The following is a 19,872-nucleotide window of genomic DNA, read 5'->3' on the forward strand; positions in this document are numbered from 1 at the left end:
GACTTTGCTATGGGCTTTTTCGTCCTATTCTCAAAGAGGGCGATGCGCCAGGAAATTTCACATTTTTCCCCGCAAGTTCGCGCCTGACACTGAAGTTGAGCATGCTGGTCATAATTTACTATTCACAGGAGAACGTCATGAACCTGAAGCACTTGCTCACAGAAGCCGACGTCACGCCAGAAAGCGTCTTTAATATGCGCCGCCGTCAGGTGCTGAAAGCGTTGGGATTAGGCGCAGCAGCAGCCAGTTTACCCGGCACCGCGCAAGCCGATGTGCTGAGCTGGTTTAAAGGCAATGATCGCCCGCCCGCGCCCGCTGGCCGTGATTTAGATTTCACTAAACCGGCTGAATGGCAGGCCGATTTGCCGCTCACGCCGTTTGATAAGGTGTCAGGTTATAACAACTTCTATGAATTTGGCCTTGATAAAGCCGATCCTGCTGCCAACGCTGGCACGCTGAAAACCGATCCGTGGAAGCTGCGTATCGAAGGCGAAGTTGCCAAACCGATCACGCTGGATATGGATGACATCTTCAAGCGTTTTGCCATGGAGCAGCGCATCTACCGCATGCGCTGTGTCGAAGCCTGGTCGATGGTGATTCCGTGGGTCGGTTTTGAACTCAACAAGCTGCTCAAACTGGCTGAACCCACCAGCAATGCGCGCTTTGTGGCGTTTGAAACGCTGTACGCACCCGACCAAATGCCGGGTCAGAAAGATCGCTTTATCGGCGGCGGGCTGGATTATCCCTATGTGGAAGGCTTGCGTCTTGATGAAGCGATGCATCCGCTGACGCTGCTGAGTACCGGCGTGTATGGCAAAGCGCTGCCGCCGCAGAATGGCGCACCGATTCGCCTGACGGTGCCGTGGAAATATGGCTTCAAAGGGATTAAATCGATTGTGAAGATTACGCTGACGCACGATCGCCCGCCAACGACCTGGAGCCAGATCGCCGCCAATGAGTATGGTTTTTACGCCAATGTGAACCCGCATGTGAATCATCCGCGCTGGTCGCAGGCAACCGAGCGCTTTATCGGCGCGGGCGGCATTCTGAAGGTTGATCGCCAACCTACGCTGCTGTTCAACGGCTACGCGAAAGAGGTGGCGTCACTGTATCGCGGCCTGGATTTACGGGAGAACTATTGAGTGCGCCTCTCTTTACGTCACATCACTGTGTTGAAAGTCGTGCTGCATCTGGCGGCTTTTCTGCCGTTTGTGTATCTGTTTATGGCAGCGAGTCAGGGCTGGCTGAGCGCTGATCCGGCCAAAGATATCCAGCATTTTACCGGCAGAATGGCGCTAAAGTTGCTGCTCGCCACGCTGCTGGTCAGCCCGCTGACACGCTACCTGAAACAGCCGCTGCTGATTCGCACTCGCCGCCTGCTCGGCGTGTGGTGTTTCGCCTGGGCCAGTTTGCACCTTACCAGCTACTACCTGCTGGAACTTGGCTACGATCATCTGCGTTTACTCGGCAGCGAGCTGGTTTCGCGTCCTTATTTGTTACTGGGGATGATCAGCTGGATTATTCTCTGCGCCCTCGCCATCACCTCATTCCAGCGCATGCAGCGCAAACTGGGGCGTCGCTGGCAAACGCTGCATAACGGCGTCTATCTGGTCGCGATCCTCGTGCCGATTCACTATATCTGGTCAGTGAAAGTGCTCTCCCCGCAGCCGGTGATCTACGCCGTGCTGGCCATTGCGCTGTTAGCGTGGCGTTACAATAAGTTGCGTAAACTTCTCCCCAGATAATCCCCGCACGGTTGTGTTCCTCCCGCGAGATCTGTTAAAAAGTGTGGCCTTCGGGCCGCATTCGATCAACTTCGCAGATAAGACCAGTATTTTGCTGCGAATGTCGACGAAACGGATATAATGCCCGGCTTTATTGCAAGCGAAGTCTGGTTTTTCATCCGCAAGGGTGACAAACGCAAGATGTCGCGGTATTTTACGCGATGCCTTACTGATTGCAGGAGATAGCAGCAAGATGGCGCACAAATTTCACATACTGCTTTTGAACGGTCCCAACCTGAATCTACTGGGAACGCGCGAGCCTGATAAGTATGGTCACACTACGCTGGCGCAAATCGTCGGCGATCTGACGCAACAGGCCGATCAGCACCATGTGAAATTGAGTCATTTGCAATCGAACGCAGAGTTTCAGTTGATTGACCGTATTCACGAAGCCCGCGGCAACGTGGACTACATCATCATCAATCCTGCTGCGTTCACGCATACCAGCGTTGCACTGCGTGATGCCCTGTTGGCGGTTAGCATTCCTTTTATTGAGGTGCATCTCTCGAACGTGCATGCACGCGAACCGTTCCGACATCACTCCTATCTTTCCGATGTATCTGCCGGCGTCATCTGTGGACTTGGCGCTGATGGATACGCGTGGGCTTTACAAACGGCAGTAAAACGCCTGTCACATTCCAATTAAACAGAGTACGGAACCACACTCATGGATATTCGTAAAATTAAGAAACTGATCGAACTGGTTGAAGAGTCTGGCATCTCCGAGCTGGAAATCTCCGAGGGCGAAGAGTCCGTTCGTATCAGCCGTTCACCTGCAAATGCCGGCTACCCAATGATGCAGCAGGCTTATGCTGCGCCAATGATGCAGCAGCAGCCTGCGTTGTCTACCGCGGTGGCGCCTGCCGCACCGGTTGCAGCAGAAGCCGCTAAACCAGAAATCAGTGGCCACATCGTGCGTTCACCAATGGTCGGCACTTTCTATCGCACGCCAAGCCCAGACGCGAAAGCTTTCGTTGAAGTTGGCCAGAAAGTGAATGCCGGCGATACCCTGTGCATCGTTGAAGCGATGAAAATGATGAACCAGATCGAAGCCGACAAATCCGGCGTTGTGAAGGCGATTCTGGTCGAAAGCGGCCAACCGGTTGAATTTGACGAGCCGCTGGTCATCATCGAATAACGAGGCGAAGCATGCTGGATAAAATTGTCATTGCTAACCGTGGTGAGATCGCGCTGCGCATTCTGCGTGCCTGCAAAGAGCTGGGCATTAAGACTGTTGCCGTGCACTCCACCGCGGACCGTGACCTGAAGCACGTGCTGCTGGCAGACGAGACCGTCTGCATCGGCCCGCCACCTTCAGTCAAAAGCTACCTGAACATCCCGGCACTGATCTCCGCCGCTGAAATTACCGGCGCGGTCGCGATCCACCCGGGTTACGGCTTCCTCTCTGAGAACGCCGATTTCGCCGAGCAGGTTGAGCGTTCAGGCTTTATCTTCATTGGCCCGAAAGCCGACACCATTCGCCTGATGGGCGACAAAGTGTCTGCCATCACCGCCATGAAGAAAGCAGGCGTACCCACCGTGCCAGGTTCTGATGGCTCGCTGACCGACGACATGGAAAAAAACCGTGCCTTCGCTAAGCGCATCGGTTATCCGGTGATCATCAAAGCCTCCGGCGGCGGCGGCGGTCGCGGTATGCGCGTAGTGCGCAGCGACAAGGATCTTGAGCAATCCATCAACATGACGAAAGCGGAAGCCAAAGCGGCTTTCAACAACGACATGGTGTACATGGAGAAGTATCTCGAGAATCCACGCCACATTGAGATTCAGGTGCTGGCCGATGGCCAGGGTAACGCTATCTATCTGGCGGAACGTGACTGCTCAATGCAGCGTCGCCACCAGAAAGTCGTCGAAGAAGCGCCAGCGCCAGGCATCACGCCGGAACTGCGTCGCTACATCGGTGAGCGCTGCTCTAAAGCCTGTATCGATATCGGCTATCGCGGTGCAGGTACCTTCGAGTTCCTGTACGAAAACGGTGAGTTCTACTTCATCGAGATGAACACCCGTATTCAGGTGGAGCATCCGGTGACTGAGATGATCACCGGCGTCGATCTGATCAAAGAGCAGTTGCGTATTGCTGCTGGTCAGCCGCTGTCGATCAAACAGGAAGACGTGGTGATTCGCGGTCATGCGGTTGAATGCCGTATCAACGCCGAAGATCCAAACACCTTCCTGCCAAGCCCAGGCAAGATCACCCGTTTCCACGCGCCGGGCGGCTTTGGTGTACGTTGGGAATCGCATATCTATGCCGGTTACAGTGTGCCACCGTACTACGATTCCATGATTGGTAAGCTGATTACCTACGGTGAAAACCGTGACGTGGCAATCTCGCGCATGAAGAATGCGCTGGCGGAACTGATCATCGACGGCATCAAGACCAACATTGAGCTGCAGATGAAAATCATGTCCGACGAAAACTTCCAGCAGGGTGGCACCAACATCCACTATCTGGAGAAAAAACTCGGCCTGCAAGAGAAGTAATTGCAGTGCAGAGCAAAGCAGAGGCCGGTTAACTCCGGCCTTTTTCATTTTTGTCGCCTTTGAGGTTACATAATGGATTGGCGTTTTTTACAAGCGAACAAAGAGGCGCGCTGGTCACTTTATCTGACGCTGGCCTACCTTGCCGTTTGGGGACTTTCTGCCTGGCTGGGCGGCAATGAGATCGGCGTCTTAGGCTTACCAAGGTGGTTCGAGCTTTCGTGTCTGTTCGCCCCGCTGCTGTTTATTGTGTTGTGCTGGCTGATGGTGCGCGTGCTGTTCCGCGACATGTCGCTGGAGGATAACGATGGACTCTGAAATCATTCTTCCGCTGTTGGCCTATCTGGTGCTGATCGCCGCGCTGTCGGTGTTTGCCATGCGCAAGCAGCGTCAGGGCAACTTCCTGAGCGAATACTTCCTCGGCAGCCGTTCGATGGGCGGCTTTGTGCTGGCCATGACCATCACCACCACATATATCAGCGCCAGCTCGTTCATTGGCGGCCCCGGCGCAGCCTATAAATATGGCCTTGGCTGGGTGCTGCTGGCGATGATTCAGGTGCCTGCCGTCTGGCTTTCGCTTGGCGTGTTAGGCAAGAAATTCGCCATTCTGGCGCGTCGCTACAACGCCGTGACGCTCAACGACATGTTGTATGGCCGCTACGGCAGCACGCTGCTGATTTGGCTCTCCAGCATCAGTTTGTTGGTGGCATTTATCGGCGCGATGACCGTGCAGTTCATCGGCGGTGCGCGCCTGCTGGAAACAGCGGCCGGCATTCCTTATGACACCGGCCTGCTGATCTTCGGCGGCACCATCGCGCTCTACACCGCTTTCGGTGGCTTCCGCGCCAGCGTGCTGAACGATGCGATGCAAGGTTTGGTAATGCTGATCGGCACCTTCCTGCTGCTGTTTGCAGTGATTCACCACGCTGGCGGATTAGCCTCCGCAGTGACCAAACTGCATGATATCGATCCGCAGCTGACCTCACCGGAAGGCGTGGGCAACGTCATCAACCCAACCTTCCTCAGCTCATTTGCCGTGCTGGTGTGTTTTGGGGTGATTGGTCTGCCCCACACCGCGGTGCGCTGTATTTCGTATAAAGACAGCAAAGCCATGCATCGTGGCATTGTGCTCGGCACCATTGTAGTGGTGATCCTGATGCTTGGTATGCATCTGGCCGGTGCGCTGGGACGCGTGATTTTGCCCGATCTCACCATCCCCGATCGCGTGATTCCTACGCTGATGATTACCGTGTTACCGCCCATGGCGGCGGGCGTATTTCTTGCGGCGCCGATGGCGGCCATTATGTCGACCATCAACGCGCAGCTGCTGCAATCCTCCGCTACGCTGATCAAAGATCTCTATTTGCGCATTGCCCCGCAGCACAGTGAAAATGAAGCGCGCCTGCGCATGCTGTCAGGCACCATCACTTTTGTGCTCGGTGTGCTGCTATTGCTGGCAGCGTGGAATCCGCCCGATATGATTATCTGGCTGAATCTGCTGGCATTTGGTGGCCTTGAAGCGGTATTTCTGTGGCCGCTGGTGCTGGGTTTGTACTGGGAGCGCGCCAACTCCACCGGTGCGATCAGCGGCATGCTGGTCGGCGCGGGATGCTATACGCTGCTTGCCAGCCTGAATATTGAGTGGTGGGGCTTCCACCCCATCGTTCCGTCATTGACCTTAAGCCTGCTGGCCTTCCTGGTGGGCAATCTGTTTGGCCGCACGCCTGCAACGCATGCCGCGGCACTGGAATAAAGAGAAACGCTATGCCTTGGATTCAAATCAAAATTAACAGCACCGGCGAAAACGCCGAAACCCTGAGCGATGCGCTGATGGAGGTTGGCGCGGTGTCGGTCACTTTCCAGGACACGCACGACAATCCAGTGTACGAGCCGCTGCCGGGCGAAACACTGCTGTGGGGCGATACCGATGTCATCGGCCTGTTCGACGCTGAAACCGAGATGAGCGATGTGGTGGCCGAGTTAAGCCAGCATCCGCTGCTGGGATCCGCGTTTCGCCATAAGATCGAGCAGATCGAAGATAAAGACTGGGAGCGCGAATGGATGGATAACTTCCACCCGATGCGTTTCGGTGAGCGTCTGTGGATCTGCCCAAGCTGGCGCGATGTGCCGGATCCAAATGCCGTCAATGTGATGCTGGATCCGGGCCTCGCCTTTGGTACCGGCACGCATCCTACCACATCGATGTGTTTGACCTGGCTTGATGGCCTGGATCTGCAGGGCAAAACGGTGATCGACTTTGGCTGTGGCTCCGGCATTCTCGCTATCGCTGCACTGAAATTGGGCGCGGCGCAGGCGATCGGCATTGATATCGATCCGCAGGCGATTCAGGCCAGCCGTGATAACGCCGAGCGTAATGGCGTCTCTGAGCGTCTGGCGCTCTATCTGCCCCACCAGCAGCCGGAAAACTTGCAGGCTGACGTGGTGGTCGCCAACATCCTCGCCGGTCCGCTGCGTGAGCTGGCACCGCTGATTAGCGTGCTGCCGAAAGCCGGCGGTCATCTTGGATTGTCCGGCGTGTTAGCGAGCCAGGCTGAAAGCGTGTGTGAAGCCTACGCCGAGCGTTTTGAGCTCGACGCGGTTGCAGAGAAAGAAGAGTGGTGCCGCATCACCGGCGTACGCCGCTAACCTGCCCGCTTGCCAGTCGGGCTAACTGACTGGCAAGCCGTACTATTTTTCTGAGACCCGTCTCAAAGCGCCAGCCCTTCTCAACCCTTGCCGTTTCTTTACATTTCAGTCATTACAATCCTGCTCCAGGCGATAGCGCTATCCCTGCTGGCAATGCCTTTGATGGCATTTCACTTCGATAAATCGCTGAAAGTAATGGATGATGAAAAAGAAACTTTGTTTATTCGCTCTGCTGACAAGCATGGCATCGTATGCGCACGCTCACAGCTCAAACTGGTCTTATGAAGCGCCAGATGAATGGGGCAATCTGCACGCCGATTATCACACCTGTAAAAGCGGTGTGAACCAGTCGCCTGTCGATATCCGCAAGGTGGTGAATGGACAATTACCGCCGCTAACGTTGAGCTTTCAAGCCAAACAAAAATCCATCATCAATAACGGTCACACCATCCAGATCAACGTCAAAGATGGCGATGCGCTCGCGCTGGATGGCGAAGCTTATACGTTGCGTCAGTTCCACTTCCATACGCCGAGCGAAAATCTGATTGATGGCAAACGCTTTCCGCTGGCCGCGCATTTCGTCCATGCCAGCGAAGAGGGACATCTGGCGGTGGTTGGCGTGATGTTTGAAGCCGGGGCAGAAAACCCTGCGCTGGCGGAGATCCTGCGTGAGCTGCCACCTGAAGTTAACAAAGAGGCGGCGCTGCAACAGCCACTCAATCTCAGCGCTTTGATTCCGGGTCAAAAGAACTACTATCGCTTTAGCGGTTCGTTGACGACGCCACCTTGTACTGAAGGTGTGCGCTGGTTAGTGATGAAGCAAACTGTTTCGGCATCAACTGAACAGCTTAAAACGTTCGCCAAACGGTTAGGTGAGCATGGCAACAGTCGCCCAGTACAGCCGCTGAATGGTCGCGTGGTTATTGAATAGTAGCCTGATGTCTGAGGTTATATCTGTCACTCCTCCACGACGTAGGTTTCTGGGGAGTGACGCTAACCCTACGTGACTAAGTAGTTCAATTAATAATCATAATGGCGTCATTTCTTTCGCTAATTACTGGAAGAAGCGGTTTTTATGTTGTGATTTCGGTCATGTTTTGAGAAAAATTTTTGTACACAATTTCAGCATATTTTTTTAATCTCATGAATTATAAAGATTAATAACTCATCCCTTACTGGATAACGCTATTTCCGTGCTCTGTGAGAGCGAATTGTTCAAAGTTTGGCCTTTCATCTTCTTTAAAAAATGCGTAATATACGCCGCCTTGCGAACAGTTAGGGTCACTTCTTTTTTCATGCGCATTGGACAACATCAGCTACGTAATCGACTCATTGCTGCGCCTATGGCCGGAGTATCCGATAAGCCATTTCGCACCCTGTGTTACGAGAACGGCGCCGGTATGACTGTCTCCGAGATGCTGTCGTCGAACCCGGAAGTTTGGGCCAGTGACAAATCCCGTTTGCGCATGGTGCATAGTGACGAGCCTGGTATCCGCGCCGTGCAAATTGCCGGTTGCGATCCTGATGAGATGGCTGCTGCCGCGCGCATTAATGTGGCGTCTGGCGCGCAGATTATCGATATCAACATGGGCTGCCCGGCCAAAAAAGTGAATCGTAAGATGGCAGGTTCAGCGCTGCTACAACATCCGCAACTGGTGGAGTCGATTCTCACCGCGGTGGTTAATGCAGTGGATGTACCGGTTACGCTGAAAATTCGTACCGGCTGGGACAAAGAAAATCGTAATTGTGTAGAGATTGCCCAATTGGCTGAACGCTGTGGCATTCAGGCTCTCACCATTCATGGCCGCACGCGCGCCTGTTTGTTTGAGGGATTTGCTGAATACGACAGCATTCGGACAGTTAAGCAGAGCGTTTCCATTCCGATTATTGCGAATGGCGACATTACTGACCCGCATAAAGCCAGAGCGGTGCTCGACTATACCGGAGCCGATGCTCTTATGGTTGGCCGTGCCGCTCAGGGAAGACCGTGGATCTTCCGGGAAATCCAGCATTATCTGGACACAGGGGAGCTGCTGGCACCGAAGCCGCTGGCTGAAGTGAAGCAAATGCTGATTGGACATATACGGGAGCTGCACGACTTTTACGGTCAGCGCAAAGGATACCGTATTGCCCGAAAACACGTTTCCTGGTATTTGCAGGAAAGTGCTCCTGATGACCAGTTTCGGCGCACATTCAACGCCATAGAGGATGCCAGCGAACAGCTGGAGGCGTTGGAGGCATACTTCGAAAATCTTGCGTAAACGAAATAAAGAGCTGAAAGAACTATGTTCGAACAACGCGTAAATTCTGACGTACTCACCGTTTCTACCGTTAACTCTCAGGATCAGGTGACCCAAAAGCCACTGCGTGATTCGGTTAAACAGTCACTGAAGAACTATTTTGCTCAACTGAACGGTCAGGATGTGAGTGATCTGTATGAGCTGGTATTGGCAGAAGTCGAGCAGCCTCTGTTGGACATGGTGATGCAGTACACCCGTGGCAACCAGACCCGTGCAGCTCTGATGATGGGTATCAACCGCGGTACCCTGCGTAAGAAGCTGAAAAAATACGGCATGAACTAATCTGTTCGTTGCTGCGATAACGCCAGCCTTGCGGCTGGCGTTTTTGTTTCTGCTGCCGGTAATTTCCTGAGGTTAAAAACGCATGAAACAATTGGCGCGATAATGGTAACGATAGTTGCAATTGCAGCAGTGATATCCTATCCCTCTTAGCAACGCATTTCCCCTCACTTTATTACGCGCTCACTTATCCTTTCATCACCCTTCAGCCCGCTTTCTCTGTGATCCTCAACCGCTTCGGCCGTAAGCGTGCAAACTCATACATCCACTCCTGAGCGTTAGCTCACACTGCTTCCATATAGTGAAACTTTTTGCACTATTTGTGATCGTGTCGTCTCGTCATGCTGCCTTTTGGTGCGCCATATTAGCCAGAATCTTCTGAGTGCTTCAGTTTATTAAAAGATCTTTCCAGAGAATTCAGGATTCTGCAAACCTGGCATCAGGTTTGCAGAGTTGTGGATGGCTAACCACCACAGACAGAAAACAGCGCACATTAAAGTGCGCGCAAACATAACAACACACGATATCGCCACACAGGATGCTTTATGAAAAAGATGATGCTTTCCACTCTGGTCGCTGCAGCCTCGCTGTTAGCCGTTGCTCAACAAGCGCACGCTGGCACCACGCTGGATGCCATTAAGAAGAAAGGTTTTATACAGTGCGGCATCAGTGACGGCCTGCCTGGGTTCTCTTATGCTGACTCTAACGGCAAATTCACCGGTATTGACGTGGATGTATGCCGTGCAGCCGCTGCCGCAGTATTTGGCGACGCAACTAAAGTGAAATACACCCCGCTGACCGCGAAAGAACGCTTCACCGCGCTGCAGTCTGGCGAAGTAGACATCTTATCTCGTAACACCACATGGACCTCATCACGCGATGGCGGCATGGGCTTCCTGTTTGCAGGCGTGAACTATTACGACGGTATCGGCTTCCTGACGCACCAGAAAGCCGGTCTGAAAAGTGCTAAAGAGTTGGATGGCGCCACCGTGTGTATTCAGGCCGGTACTGATACCGAGCTGAACGTGGCTGATTACTTCAAAACCCATAAAATGCAGTACACCCCAGTGACCTTCGACCGCTCTGACGAATCCGCTAAAGCGCTCGACAGCGGCCGTTGCGACACCCTCGCGTCTGACCAATCTCAGCTGTATGCGCTGCGTATCAAACTTGGCAAGCCAGACGAGTTCATTGTACTGCCAGAAGTGATCTCGAAAGAGCCGCTGGGCCCCGTGGTACGTCGCGGTGATGACGATTGGTTCACCATCGTCAAGTGGTCGCTGTATGCCATGCTGAACGCGGAAGAGATGGGTATCAGCTCTAAAAATGTCGATGACATGGTAGCGAAACCGACTACGCCGGATATGGCACATCTGCTGGGCGCGGAAGGTGATTTCGGTAAAGACCTGAAGCTCGATAACAAGTGGGCTTACAACATCATCAAACAAGTGGGTAACTATCAGGAAGTGTTCGACCGTAACGTCGGTAAAGACAGCGCACTGAAAATTAAGCGCGGCCAGAATGCGCTGTGGAATGCGGGCGGCATCCAGTACGCTCCGCCAGTTCGTTAATTCCATTCTGCCAGTCGGGCACCGCATCCTGCGGTGCCCACGCGTAATCTTCACTGAGGTTTTAACATGTCGCAACGCCCAACCGTAAAAAGGGATTTTTCGTTCGGTAATCCTACGGTTCGCGCCTGGCTTTACCAGATCGTCGCGATTGTTGCCGTGCTTGCTGTGGTGGGATATTTAATCCACAACACCGTAATCAATCTGGCCAATCGTGGCATCACTTCCGGATTCGGGTTTCTGGATCGCAGTGCCGGCTTCGGCATTGTCCAGCACCTGATCGATTACACCGAAGGCGACACCTACGCGCGCGTGTTTATGGTGGGGTTGACCAACACCCTGCTGGTTTCCGCGCTCTGTATTGTTTTCGCTTCGATCCTTGGCTTTGCCGTGGGCCTGGCTCGCTTGTCTGAGAACTGGCTGCTGCGCAAGCTTTCAACCATTTATATCGAGACCTTCCGTAATATCCCGCCGCTGCTGCAGATCTTTTTCTGGTACTTCGCGGTACTGCGTAACCTGCCCGGCCCACGTCAGGCACTCAACGCTTTTGATTTGGCATTCGTCAGCAATCGCGGTTTGTATATTCCGTGGCCCGAGTACGCACCTGGCACATGGCCATTCCTGATCGCGCTGGCGTTAGCGGTGCTGGGTTGCGTGGCGCTGTTCCGCTACAACCGTAAGCATCAGTTAAAAACCGGCCAACTGCGTCGCACCTGGCCGGCTGCGGTTGGGTTGCTGATTCTGCTGCCGCTGATTGCTCATACCTTGTTTGGCGTTGCCATGCATTGGGATGTGCCGGAACTGCGTGGATTTAACTTCCGCGGCGGTTTCGTGATGATCCCTGAGCTCGCCGCGTTGACTCTCGCGCTGTCGGTTTATACCTCGTCGTTCATCGCCGAAGTGATTCGTTCCGGTATTCAGTCGGTGCCACATGGTCAAAGCGAAGCCGCACGTTCGCTCGGTTTACCTAATCCAGTGACCATGCGACAGGTGATCATTCCGCAGGCAATGCGTGTGATTATCCCGCCACTCACCAGCCAGTACCTCAACATCGTGAAAAACTCATCGCTGGCGGCCGCTATCGGCTATCCAGATATGGTTTCGCTGTTTGCCGGTACCGTGCTGAACCAAACCGGTCAGGCGATAGAAACCATCGCGATTACCATGGCGGTTTACCTGATTATCAGCCTGATCATTTCACTGCTGATGAACCTCTACAATCGCAAAATTGCGCTGGTTGAGCGTTAAGAGAACGGGATCATTATGTCTGTTACTACACATGAAACACCGCCGATTCCGACCAATCCACTTAGCAAGGCTTGGCTCTGGGCACGCAAAAATCTGTTCTCCAGCTGGCTGAATACATTGCTGACGTTGTTCAGCATCTGGCTTATCTGGAACGTGATTCCTCCGGCACTGAACTGGCTGGTATTTCAGGCTAACTGGATTGGTGAGACGCGCGCAGACTGTACCAAAGAAGGCGCATGTTGGGTGTTTATCCATGCACGCTTTGGCCAGTTTATGTATGGACTCTATCCGCATGAACTGCGCTGGCGCATCAACCTGTCGCTGGTCATCGGCTTGCTCTCGATTATTCCGATGTTCATCAAATCAATGCCGCGTCGCGGTCGCTACATCGCTTGTTGGGCGGTGGTCTATCCGATTGTGGTTTGGTTCCTGATGTACGGTGGTTATTTCGGTTTAGAGCGCGTAGAGACTCGCCAGTGGGGCGGCCTGACATTAACGCTGATCATCGCTTCAGTGGGGATTGCCGGCGCGCTGCCGTTGGGGATTTTACTGGCGCTGGGACGCCGCTCTGAAATGCCGGTGGTGCGTACACTTTCGATCATCTTCATTGAGTTCTGGCGTGGTGTACCGCTGATCACCGTGCTGTTTATGTCGTCGGTGATGCTGCCGCTGTTTATGGCGGAAGGTACTACCATCGACAAACTGGTGCGTGCGTTGGTTGGCGTGATTTTGTTCCAGTCTGCGTATGTCGCGGAAGTGGTGCGCGGCGGTTTGCAGGCGCTACCAAAAGGCCAATATGAAGCCGCTGAATCTCTGTCGCTGGGCTACTGGAAAACCCAGATGCTGGTGATTTTACCGCAGGCGCTCAAGATGACCATTCCCGGCCTGGTGAATACCATCATTGCGCTGTTTAAAGATACCAGCCTGGTGATCATCATCGGCTTATTCGATCTCTTCAGTAGCGTGCAGCAAGCCACCGTTGACCCAACCTGGTTGGGTATGTCGACGGAAGGCTATGTATTTGCTGCCATGGTTTACTGGATTTTCTGTTTTAGCATGTCGCGCTATAGCCAGTATCTGGAGAAGCGTTTTCACACCGGGCGTGCATCGCACTGAGGCTTAACATGACACAAACTATGACTAATGCGGCTGATGCCATGATGATTACACTCGAAAACGTTAACAAATGGTACGGTCAGTTCCATGTATTGAAAGACATCAATTTAAAAGTAAAACCACGCGAACGTATCGTACTGTGCGGACCGTCCGGTTCGGGTAAATCGACCACTATTCGTTGTATCAATCACCTCGAAGAACATCAGCAAGGACGCATCGTGGTGGATGGCATCCATCTCAATCACGATGTGCGTAATATTGAACTAGTTAGAACCGAAGTCGGCATGGTTTTCCAGCACTTTAATCTTTTCCCACATCTTACCGTTTTGCAAAACTGTACGCTGGCACCGATTTGGGTACGCAAAATGCCGAAGAAAGAAGCAGAAGAGCTGGCCATGTATTACCTTCAGCGTGTACGCATTGCTGAGCATGCGCATAAATTTCCTGGCCAGCTTTCAGGTGGTCAGCAACAGCGCGTGGCGATCGCCCGTTCACTCTGTATGAAGCCGAAAATTATGCTGTTTGATGAGCCAACCTCCGCGCTCGATCCCGAGATGGTTAAAGAAGTACTCGATACGATGATTGGCCTGGCAGAAGATGGCATGACCATGTTGTGCGTTACCCATGAGATGGGATTTGCGCGTACGGTGGCGGATCGTGTGATCTTCATGGATCGGGGTGAAATTGTCGAAGAAGCCCCGCCTCAGGAGTTCTTTGCCAACCCGAAATCAGAACGTACACGTGCGTTTCTGTCGCAAGTTATTCATTGATATCCAGTGAGTTAGATTAAGAAACGCCTCTGCTAAAAAGCAGGGGCTTTTTTATAACTGCAATTTGAATTGGATTAGGTTTGTGAGTGGCAACGGAAGGTTTCCGATGCATACAAAAAAGCCCTGAACTTTCGTTCAGGGCTTCTGTGTTTGATGCCTGGCAGTTCCCTACTCTCGCATGGGGAGACCCCACACTACCATCGGCGCTACGGCGTTTCACTTCTGAGTTCGGCATGGGGTCAGGTGGGACCACCGCGCTAAAGCCGCCAGGCAAATTCTGTAATTTACCGAACTCACGCTTTAAAACTGGTGCTGATACCCAGAGTCGAACTGGGGACCTCACCCTTACCAAGGGTGCGCTCTACCAACTGAGCCATATCAGCACAATTTAATTTGATGCCTGGCAGTTCCCTACTCTCGCATGGGGAGGCCCCACACTACCATCGGCGCTACGGCGTTTCACTTCTGAGTTCGGCATGGGGTCAGGTGGGACCACCGCGCTAAAGCCGCCAGGCAAATTCTGTTTCGTCCGCAGCCCCCTCTCAGGCGCCGCAGACCAGTCCGTAAACAAGCTGAAAATCTCTGGTCTCTCAGACCAAAACGCCTCTGGCGTTGTAAGGTTAAGCCTCACGGGTCATTAGTACCGGTTAGCTCAACGCATCGCTGCGCTTACACATCCGGCCTATCAACGTCGTAGTCTTCAACGTCCCTTCAGGACCCTCAAGGAGTCAGGGAGAACTCATCTCGGGGCAAGTTTCGTGCTTAGATGCTTTCAGCACTTATCTTTTCCGCACTTAGCTACCGGGCAGTGCCATTGGCATGACAACCCGAACACCAGTGGTGCGTTCACTCCGGTCCTCTCGTACTAGGAGCAACCCCCCTCAATTCTCCAGCGCCCACGGCAGATAGGGACCGAACTGTCTCACGACGTTCTAAACCCAGCTCGCGTACCACTTTAAACGGCGAACAGCCGTACCCTTGGGACCTACTTCAGCCCCAGGATGTGATGAGCCGACATCGAGGTGCCAAACACCGCCGTCGATATGAACTCTTGGGCGGTATCAGCCTGTTATCCCCGGAGTACCTTTTATCCGTTGAGCGATGGCCCTTCCATTCAGAACCACCGGATCACTATGACCTGCTTTCGCACCTGCTCGAGCCGTCACTCTCGCAGTCAAGCTGGCTTATGCCATTGCACTAACCTCCTGATGTCCGACCAGGATTAGCCAACCTTCGTGCTCCTCCGTTACTCTTTGGGAGGAGACCGCCCCAGTCAAACTACCCACCAGACACTGTCCGCAGCCCGGATTACGGGCCTACGTTAGAACATCAAACATTAAAGGGTGGTATTTCAAGGTTGGCTCCACGCAGACTGGCGTCCACGCTTCAAAGCCTCCCACCTATCCTACACATCAAGGCTCAATGTTCAGTGTCAAGCTATAGTAAAGGTTCACGGGGTCTTTCCGTCTTGCCGCGGGTACACTGCATCTTCACAGCGATTTCAATTTCACTGAGTCTCGGGTGGAGACAGCCTGGCCATCATTACGCCATTCGTGCAGGTCGGAACTTACCCGACAAGGAATTTCGCTACCTTAGGACCGTTATAGTTACGGCCGCCGTTTACCGGGGCTTCGATCAAGAGCTTCTCCTTGCGGATAACCCCATCAATTAACCTTCCGGCACCGGGCAGGCGTCACACCGTATACGTCCACTTTCGTGTTTGCACAGTGCTGTGTTTTTAATAAACAGTTGCAGCCAGCTGGTATCTTCGACTGCCTTCAGCTCCATCCGCGAGGGACTTCACCTGATGACAGCGTGCCTTCTCCCGAAGTTACGGCACCATTTTGCCTAGTTCCTTCACCCGAGTTCTCTCAAGCGCCTTGGTATTCTCTACCTGACCACCTGTGTCGGTTTGGGGTACGATTTCGTGTTACCTGGAGCTTAGAGGCTTTTCCTGGAAGCAGGGCATCAGTTACTTCACCACCGTGGTGGCTCGTCGTCACGCCTCAGCCTTAAGATACCCCGGATTTACCAAAGGTATCAGCCTACACGCTTAAACCGGGACAACCGTCGCCCGGATAACCTAGCCTTCTCCGTCCCCCCTTCGCAGTAACACCAAGTGCAGGAATATTAACCTGCTTCCCATCGACTACGCTTTTCAGCCTCGCCTTAGGGGTCGACTCACCCTGCTCCGATTAACGTTGAACAGGAACCCTTGGTCTTCCGGCGAGCGGGCTTTTCACCCGCTTTATCGTTACTTATGTCAGCATTCGCACTTCTGATACCTCCAGCATGCCTCACAGCACACCTTCAACGGCTTACAGAACGCTCCCCTACCCAACAACACATAGTGTCGCTGCCGCAGCTTCGGTGCATGGTTTAGCCCCGTTACATCTTCCGCGCAGGCCGACTCGACCAGTGAGCTATTACGCTTTCTTTAAATGATGGCTGCTTCTAAGCCAACATCCTGGCTGTCTGTGCCTTCCCACATCGTTTCCCACTTAACCATGACTTTGGGACCTTAGCTGGCGGTCTGGGTTGTTTCCCTCTTCACGACGGACGTTAGCACCCGCCGTGTGTCTCCCGTGATAACATTCTCCGGTATTCGCAGTTTGCATCGGGTTGGTAAGCCGGGATGGCCCCCTAGCCGAAACAGTGCTCTACCCCCGGAGATGAGTTCACGAGGCGCTACCTAAATAGCTTTCGGGGAGAACCAGCTATCTCCCGGTTTGATTGGCCTTTCACCCCCAGCCACAAGTCATCCGCTAATTTTTCAACATTAGTCGGTTCGGTCCTCCAGTTAGTGTTACCCAACCTTCAACCTGCCCATGGCTAGATCACCGGGTTTCGGGTCTATACCCTGCAACTTAACGCCCAGTTAAGACTCGGTTTCCCTGCGGCTCCCCTATACGGTTAACCTTGCTACAGAATATAAGTCGCTGACCCATTATACAAAAGGTACGCAGTCACCCCATTAAAGAGGCTCCCACTGCTTGTACGTACACGGTTTCAGGTTCTGTTTCACTCCCCTCGCCGGGGTTCTTTTCGCCTTTCCCTCACGGTACTGGTTCACTATCGGTCAGTCAGGAGTATTTAGCCTTGGAGGATGGTCCCCCCATATTCAGACAGGATACCACGTGTCCCGCCCTACTCTTCGAACTCACAGAATGTGCACTTTCGTGTACGGGACTATCACCCGGTATCGTGCGACTTTCCAGACGCTTCCACTAACGCACAAACTGATTCAGGTTCTGGGCTGTTCCCCGTTCGCTCGCCGCTACTGGGGGAATCTCGGTTGATTTCTTTTCCTCCGGGTACTTAGATGTTTCAGTTCCCCGGGTTCGCCTCGCAACACTATGTATTCATGTTGCGATGATGCACTGGGTGCACCGGGTTTCCCCATTCGGACATCGTCGGCTGTAGCGGTTCATATCACCTTACCGACGCTTTACGCAGATTAGCACGTCCTTCATCGCCTCTGACTGCCAGGGCATCCACCGTGTACGCTTAGTCGCTTAACCTCACAACCCACAGGCGTTTTGCAACGCGTGCAGACTGCAAGCATTTGAGAGACTCGAACATATCGCCGCTTCATTCTTATTACGGAGAATGAAGACGATACGTCGTTTCAATTTTCAGCTTGTTCCGGATTGTTAAAGAGCATAATACTTCGCAGCACACCGTTTCCGGTTTGCTCTGAAGTATTGTTTTGAGTCACTGTAATGGTGGAGCTAAGCGGGATCGAACCGCTGACCTCCTGCGTGCAAGGCAGGCGCTCTCCCAGCTGAGCTATAGCCCCATACAGTTACTGCAGAGACCACTACTACCACTCACCAGGAGTTCCGTTTTGGACAAACGGTAATTTCTTTTCAGGCAAGGCAAAGTGGCGCGACGTATAGTTCACTATACGAGCGGCGCTTTAACGCAGCATGAGAAGAAATTTGGTAGGCCTGAGTGGACTTGAACCACCGACCTCACCCTTATCAGGGGTGCGCTCTAACCACCTGAGCTACAAGCCTGTAGAGGTTTTTTCTGCTCGTTACTTTCTATCAGACAATCTGTGTGAGCACTTCGCGGGAAGGTATCTTCAGGTAAGGAGGTGATCCAACCGCAGGTTCCCCTACGGTTACCTTGTTACGACTTCACCCCAGTCATGAATCACAAAGTGGTAAGCGCCCTCCCGAAGGTTAAGCTACCTACTTCTTTTGCAACCCACTCCCATGGTGTGACGGGCGGTGTGTACAAGGCCCGGGAACGTATTCACCGTAGCATTCTGATCTACGATTACTAGCGATTCCGACTTCACGGAGTCGAGTTGCAGACTCCGATCCGGACTACGACGCACTTTATGAGGTCCGCTTGCTCTCGCGAGGTCGCTTCTCTTTGTATGCGCCATTGTAGCACGTGTGTAGCCCTACTCGTAAGGGCCATGATGACTTGACGTCATCCCCACCTTCCTCCAGTTTATCACTGGCAGTCTCCTTTGAGTTCCCGGCCGAACCGCTGGCAACAAAGGATAAGGGTTGCGCTCGTTGCGGGACTTAACCCAACATTTCACAACACGAGCTGACGACAGCCATGCAGCACCTGTCTCAGAGTTCCCGAAGGCACCAAAGCATCTCTGCTAAGTTCTCTGGATGTCAAGAGTAGGTAAGGTTCTTCGCGTTGCATCGAATTAAACCACATGCTCCACCGCTTGTGCGGGCCCCCGTCAATTCATTTGAGTTTTAACCTTGCGGCCGTACTCCCCAGGCGGTCGACTTAACGCGTTAGCTCCGGAAGCCACTCCTCAAGGGAACAACCTCCAAGTCGACATCGTTTACGGCGTGGACTACCAGGGTATCTAATCCTGTTTGCTCCCCACGCTTTCGCACCTGAGCGTCAGTCTTTGTCCAGGGGGCCGCCTTCGCCACCGGTATTCCTCCAGATCTCTACGCATTTCACCGCTACACCTGGAATTCTACCCCCCTCTACAAGACTCCAGCCTGCCAGTTTCGAATGCAGTTCCCAGGTTAAGCCCGGGGATTTCACATCCGACTTGACAGACCGCCTGCGTGCGCTTTACGCCCAGTAATTCCGATTAACGCTTGCACCCTCCGTATTACCGCGGCTGCTGGCACGGAGTTAGCCGGTGCTTCTTCTGCGGGTAACGTCAATCGGTGAAGCTATTAACTTCACCGCCTTCCTCCCCGCTGAAAGTACTTTACAACCCGAAGGCCTTCTTCATACACGCGGCATGGCTGCATCAGGCTTGCGCCCATTGTGCAATATTCCCCACTGCTGCCTCCCGTAGGAGTCTGGACCGTGTCTCAGTTCCAGTGTGGCTGGTCATCCTCTCAGACCAGCTAGGGATCGTCGCCTAGGTGAGCCATTACCCCACCTACTAGCTAATCCCATCTGGGCACATCCGATGGTGTGAGGCCCGAAGGTCCCCCACTTTGGTCTTGCGACGTTATGCGGTATTAGCTACCGTTTCCAGTAGTTATCCCCCTCCATCGGGCAGTTTCCCAGACATTACTCACCCGTCCGCCACTCGTCACCCGAGAGCAAGCTCTCTGTGCTACCGTTCGACTTGCATGTGTTAGGCCTGCCGCCAGCGTTCAATCTGAGCCATGATCAAACTCTTCAATTTAAGTTTGATTTGCTGAAACCAGTTCAGCGATGC

At 53.3% G+C, this 19,872-nt stretch carries 15 protein-coding genes, 3 tRNA genes and 4 rRNA genes; 15 read left to right on the top strand and 7 right to left on the bottom strand.

Translation table 11 applies throughout. The features are described 5' to 3' along the window. The first annotated feature begins 137 nt into the window (after positions 1-137). From msrP to PO881_RS17295, 15 genes are all read left to right on the top strand, one after another. Entirely contained in the window at positions 138-1,142 is a 1,005-nt protein-coding gene (gene msrP / locus PO881_RS17225) for a protein-methionine-sulfoxide reductase catalytic subunit MsrP (protein WP_101762837.1), read from the top strand. Then, on the top strand, positions 1,143-1,745 hold the full coding sequence (msrQ, locus tag PO881_RS17230) for a protein-methionine-sulfoxide reductase heme-binding subunit MsrQ (RefSeq protein WP_280172142.1): 603 nt from the start codon (positions 1,143-1,145) through the stop codon (positions 1,743-1,745). A 232-nt stretch (positions 1,746-1,977) separates the two neighbouring features. Then, entirely contained in the window at positions 1,978-2,430 is a 453-nt protein-coding gene (aroQ, locus tag PO881_RS17235) for a type II 3-dehydroquinate dehydratase (RefSeq protein WP_101762835.1), read from the top strand. A 21-nt stretch (positions 2,431-2,451) separates the two neighbouring features. Continuing rightward, positions 2,452-2,922 (top strand): acetyl-CoA carboxylase biotin carboxyl carrier protein, encoded by a 471-nt coding sequence (accB, locus tag PO881_RS17240; protein ID WP_101762834.1) that lies wholly within the window; start codon positions 2,452-2,454, stop codon positions 2,920-2,922. Positions 2,923-2,933: 11 nt separating this feature from the next. Beyond that, positions 2,934-4,283 (top strand): acetyl-CoA carboxylase biotin carboxylase subunit, encoded by a 1,350-nt coding sequence (gene accC / locus PO881_RS17245; RefSeq protein WP_008101999.1) that lies wholly within the window; start codon positions 2,934-2,936, stop codon positions 4,281-4,283. Between the two features lie 72 nt (positions 4,284-4,355). Next, the gene (locus tag PO881_RS17250; protein WP_222185320.1) at positions 4,356-4,598 is read left to right on the top strand and encodes a YhdT family protein; all 243 of its coding nucleotides are present in this window, start codon (positions 4,356-4,358) and stop codon (positions 4,596-4,598) included. Further along, complete coding sequence (panF, locus tag PO881_RS17255; RefSeq protein ID WP_101762832.1) at positions 4,588-6,033, top strand: sodium/pantothenate symporter; 1,446 nt, start codon at positions 4,588-4,590, stop codon at positions 6,031-6,033. Before PO881_RS17250 ends, panF begins: the two co-directional genes overlap by 11 nt. 11 nt (positions 6,034-6,044) lie before the next feature. Then, positions 6,045-6,926 carry a 50S ribosomal protein L11 methyltransferase gene (prmA, locus tag PO881_RS17260; RefSeq protein WP_110867451.1) on the top strand — a complete coding sequence of 294 codons (882 nt, stop codon included), beginning with the start codon at positions 6,045-6,047 and terminating at the stop codon, positions 6,924-6,926. A 241-nt stretch (positions 6,927-7,167) separates the two neighbouring features. Further along, positions 7,168-7,857 (top strand): carbonic anhydrase family protein, encoded by a 690-nt coding sequence (locus tag PO881_RS17265; protein ID WP_280172143.1) that lies wholly within the window; start codon positions 7,168-7,170, stop codon positions 7,855-7,857. A 364-nt stretch (positions 7,858-8,221) separates the two neighbouring features. Beyond that, entirely contained in the window at positions 8,222-9,187 is a 966-nt protein-coding gene (gene dusB, locus PO881_RS17270; protein ID WP_101762829.1) for a tRNA dihydrouridine synthase DusB, read from the top strand. Between the two features lie 24 nt (positions 9,188-9,211). Then, the gene (gene fis, locus PO881_RS17275) at positions 9,212-9,508 is read left to right on the top strand and encodes a DNA-binding transcriptional regulator Fis (protein ID WP_007891954.1); all 297 of its coding nucleotides are present in this window, start codon (positions 9,212-9,214) and stop codon (positions 9,506-9,508) included. Positions 9,509-10,050: 542 nt separating this feature from the next. Then, on the top strand, positions 10,051-11,076 hold the full coding sequence (locus tag PO881_RS17280) for an amino acid ABC transporter substrate-binding protein (protein WP_101762828.1): 1,026 nt from the start codon (positions 10,051-10,053) through the stop codon (positions 11,074-11,076). 66 nt (positions 11,077-11,142) lie between these two features. Further along, complete coding sequence (locus PO881_RS17285; RefSeq protein WP_101762827.1) at positions 11,143-12,321, top strand: amino acid ABC transporter permease; 1,179 nt, start codon at positions 11,143-11,145, stop codon at positions 12,319-12,321. A 15-nt stretch (positions 12,322-12,336) separates the two neighbouring features. After that, a complete protein-coding gene (locus tag PO881_RS17290) occupies positions 12,337-13,437 on the top strand; it encodes an amino acid ABC transporter permease (RefSeq protein WP_061720212.1) in 1,101 nt (366 codons plus the stop codon). An 8-nt stretch (positions 13,438-13,445) separates the two neighbouring features. After that, the gene (locus PO881_RS17295; RefSeq protein ID WP_280172144.1) at positions 13,446-14,207 is read left to right on the top strand and encodes an amino acid ABC transporter ATP-binding protein; all 762 of its coding nucleotides are present in this window, start codon (positions 13,446-13,448) and stop codon (positions 14,205-14,207) included. Between the two features lie 155 nt (positions 14,208-14,362). On the opposite strand, the gene rrf (PO881_RS17300) is transcribed toward PO881_RS17295, so the two are convergent. The 7 genes from rrf (PO881_RS17300) to PO881_RS17330 all read right to left on the bottom strand — a co-directional run bounded on the left by rrf (PO881_RS17300) (position 14,363) and on the right by PO881_RS17330 (position 19,839). Then, positions 14,363-14,478: ribosomal RNA gene (gene rrf / locus PO881_RS17300) — 5S ribosomal RNA — on the bottom strand. Positions 14,479-14,514: 36 nt separating this feature from the next. Further along, positions 14,515-14,590, bottom strand: a tRNA-Thr gene (locus PO881_RS17305). Positions 14,591-14,605: 15 nt separating this feature from the next. Next, positions 14,606-14,721: ribosomal RNA gene (gene rrf, locus PO881_RS17310) — 5S ribosomal RNA — on the bottom strand. A 102-nt stretch (positions 14,722-14,823) separates the two neighbouring features. After that, positions 14,824-17,728: ribosomal RNA gene (locus PO881_RS17315) — 23S ribosomal RNA — on the bottom strand. Positions 17,729-17,930: 202 nt separating this feature from the next. Next, positions 17,931-18,006, bottom strand: a tRNA-Ala gene (locus tag PO881_RS17320). Positions 18,007-18,149: 143 nt separating this feature from the next. Beyond that, positions 18,150-18,226: transfer RNA gene (locus PO881_RS17325), tRNA-Ile, on the bottom strand. A gap of 73 nt (positions 18,227-18,299) precedes the next feature. After that, positions 18,300-19,839: ribosomal RNA gene (locus PO881_RS17330) — 16S ribosomal RNA — on the bottom strand. The 16S, 23S and 5S rRNA genes sit together here with 3 tRNA genes alongside, the layout of an rRNA operon. Between the last annotated feature and the right edge of the window lie 33 nt (positions 19,840-19,872).

It is taken from the genome of Pantoea sp. SS70, assembly GCF_029866845.1.
GTDB classification, from domain to species: Bacteria; Pseudomonadota; Gammaproteobacteria; order Enterobacterales; family Enterobacteriaceae; genus Pantoea; species Pantoea leporis.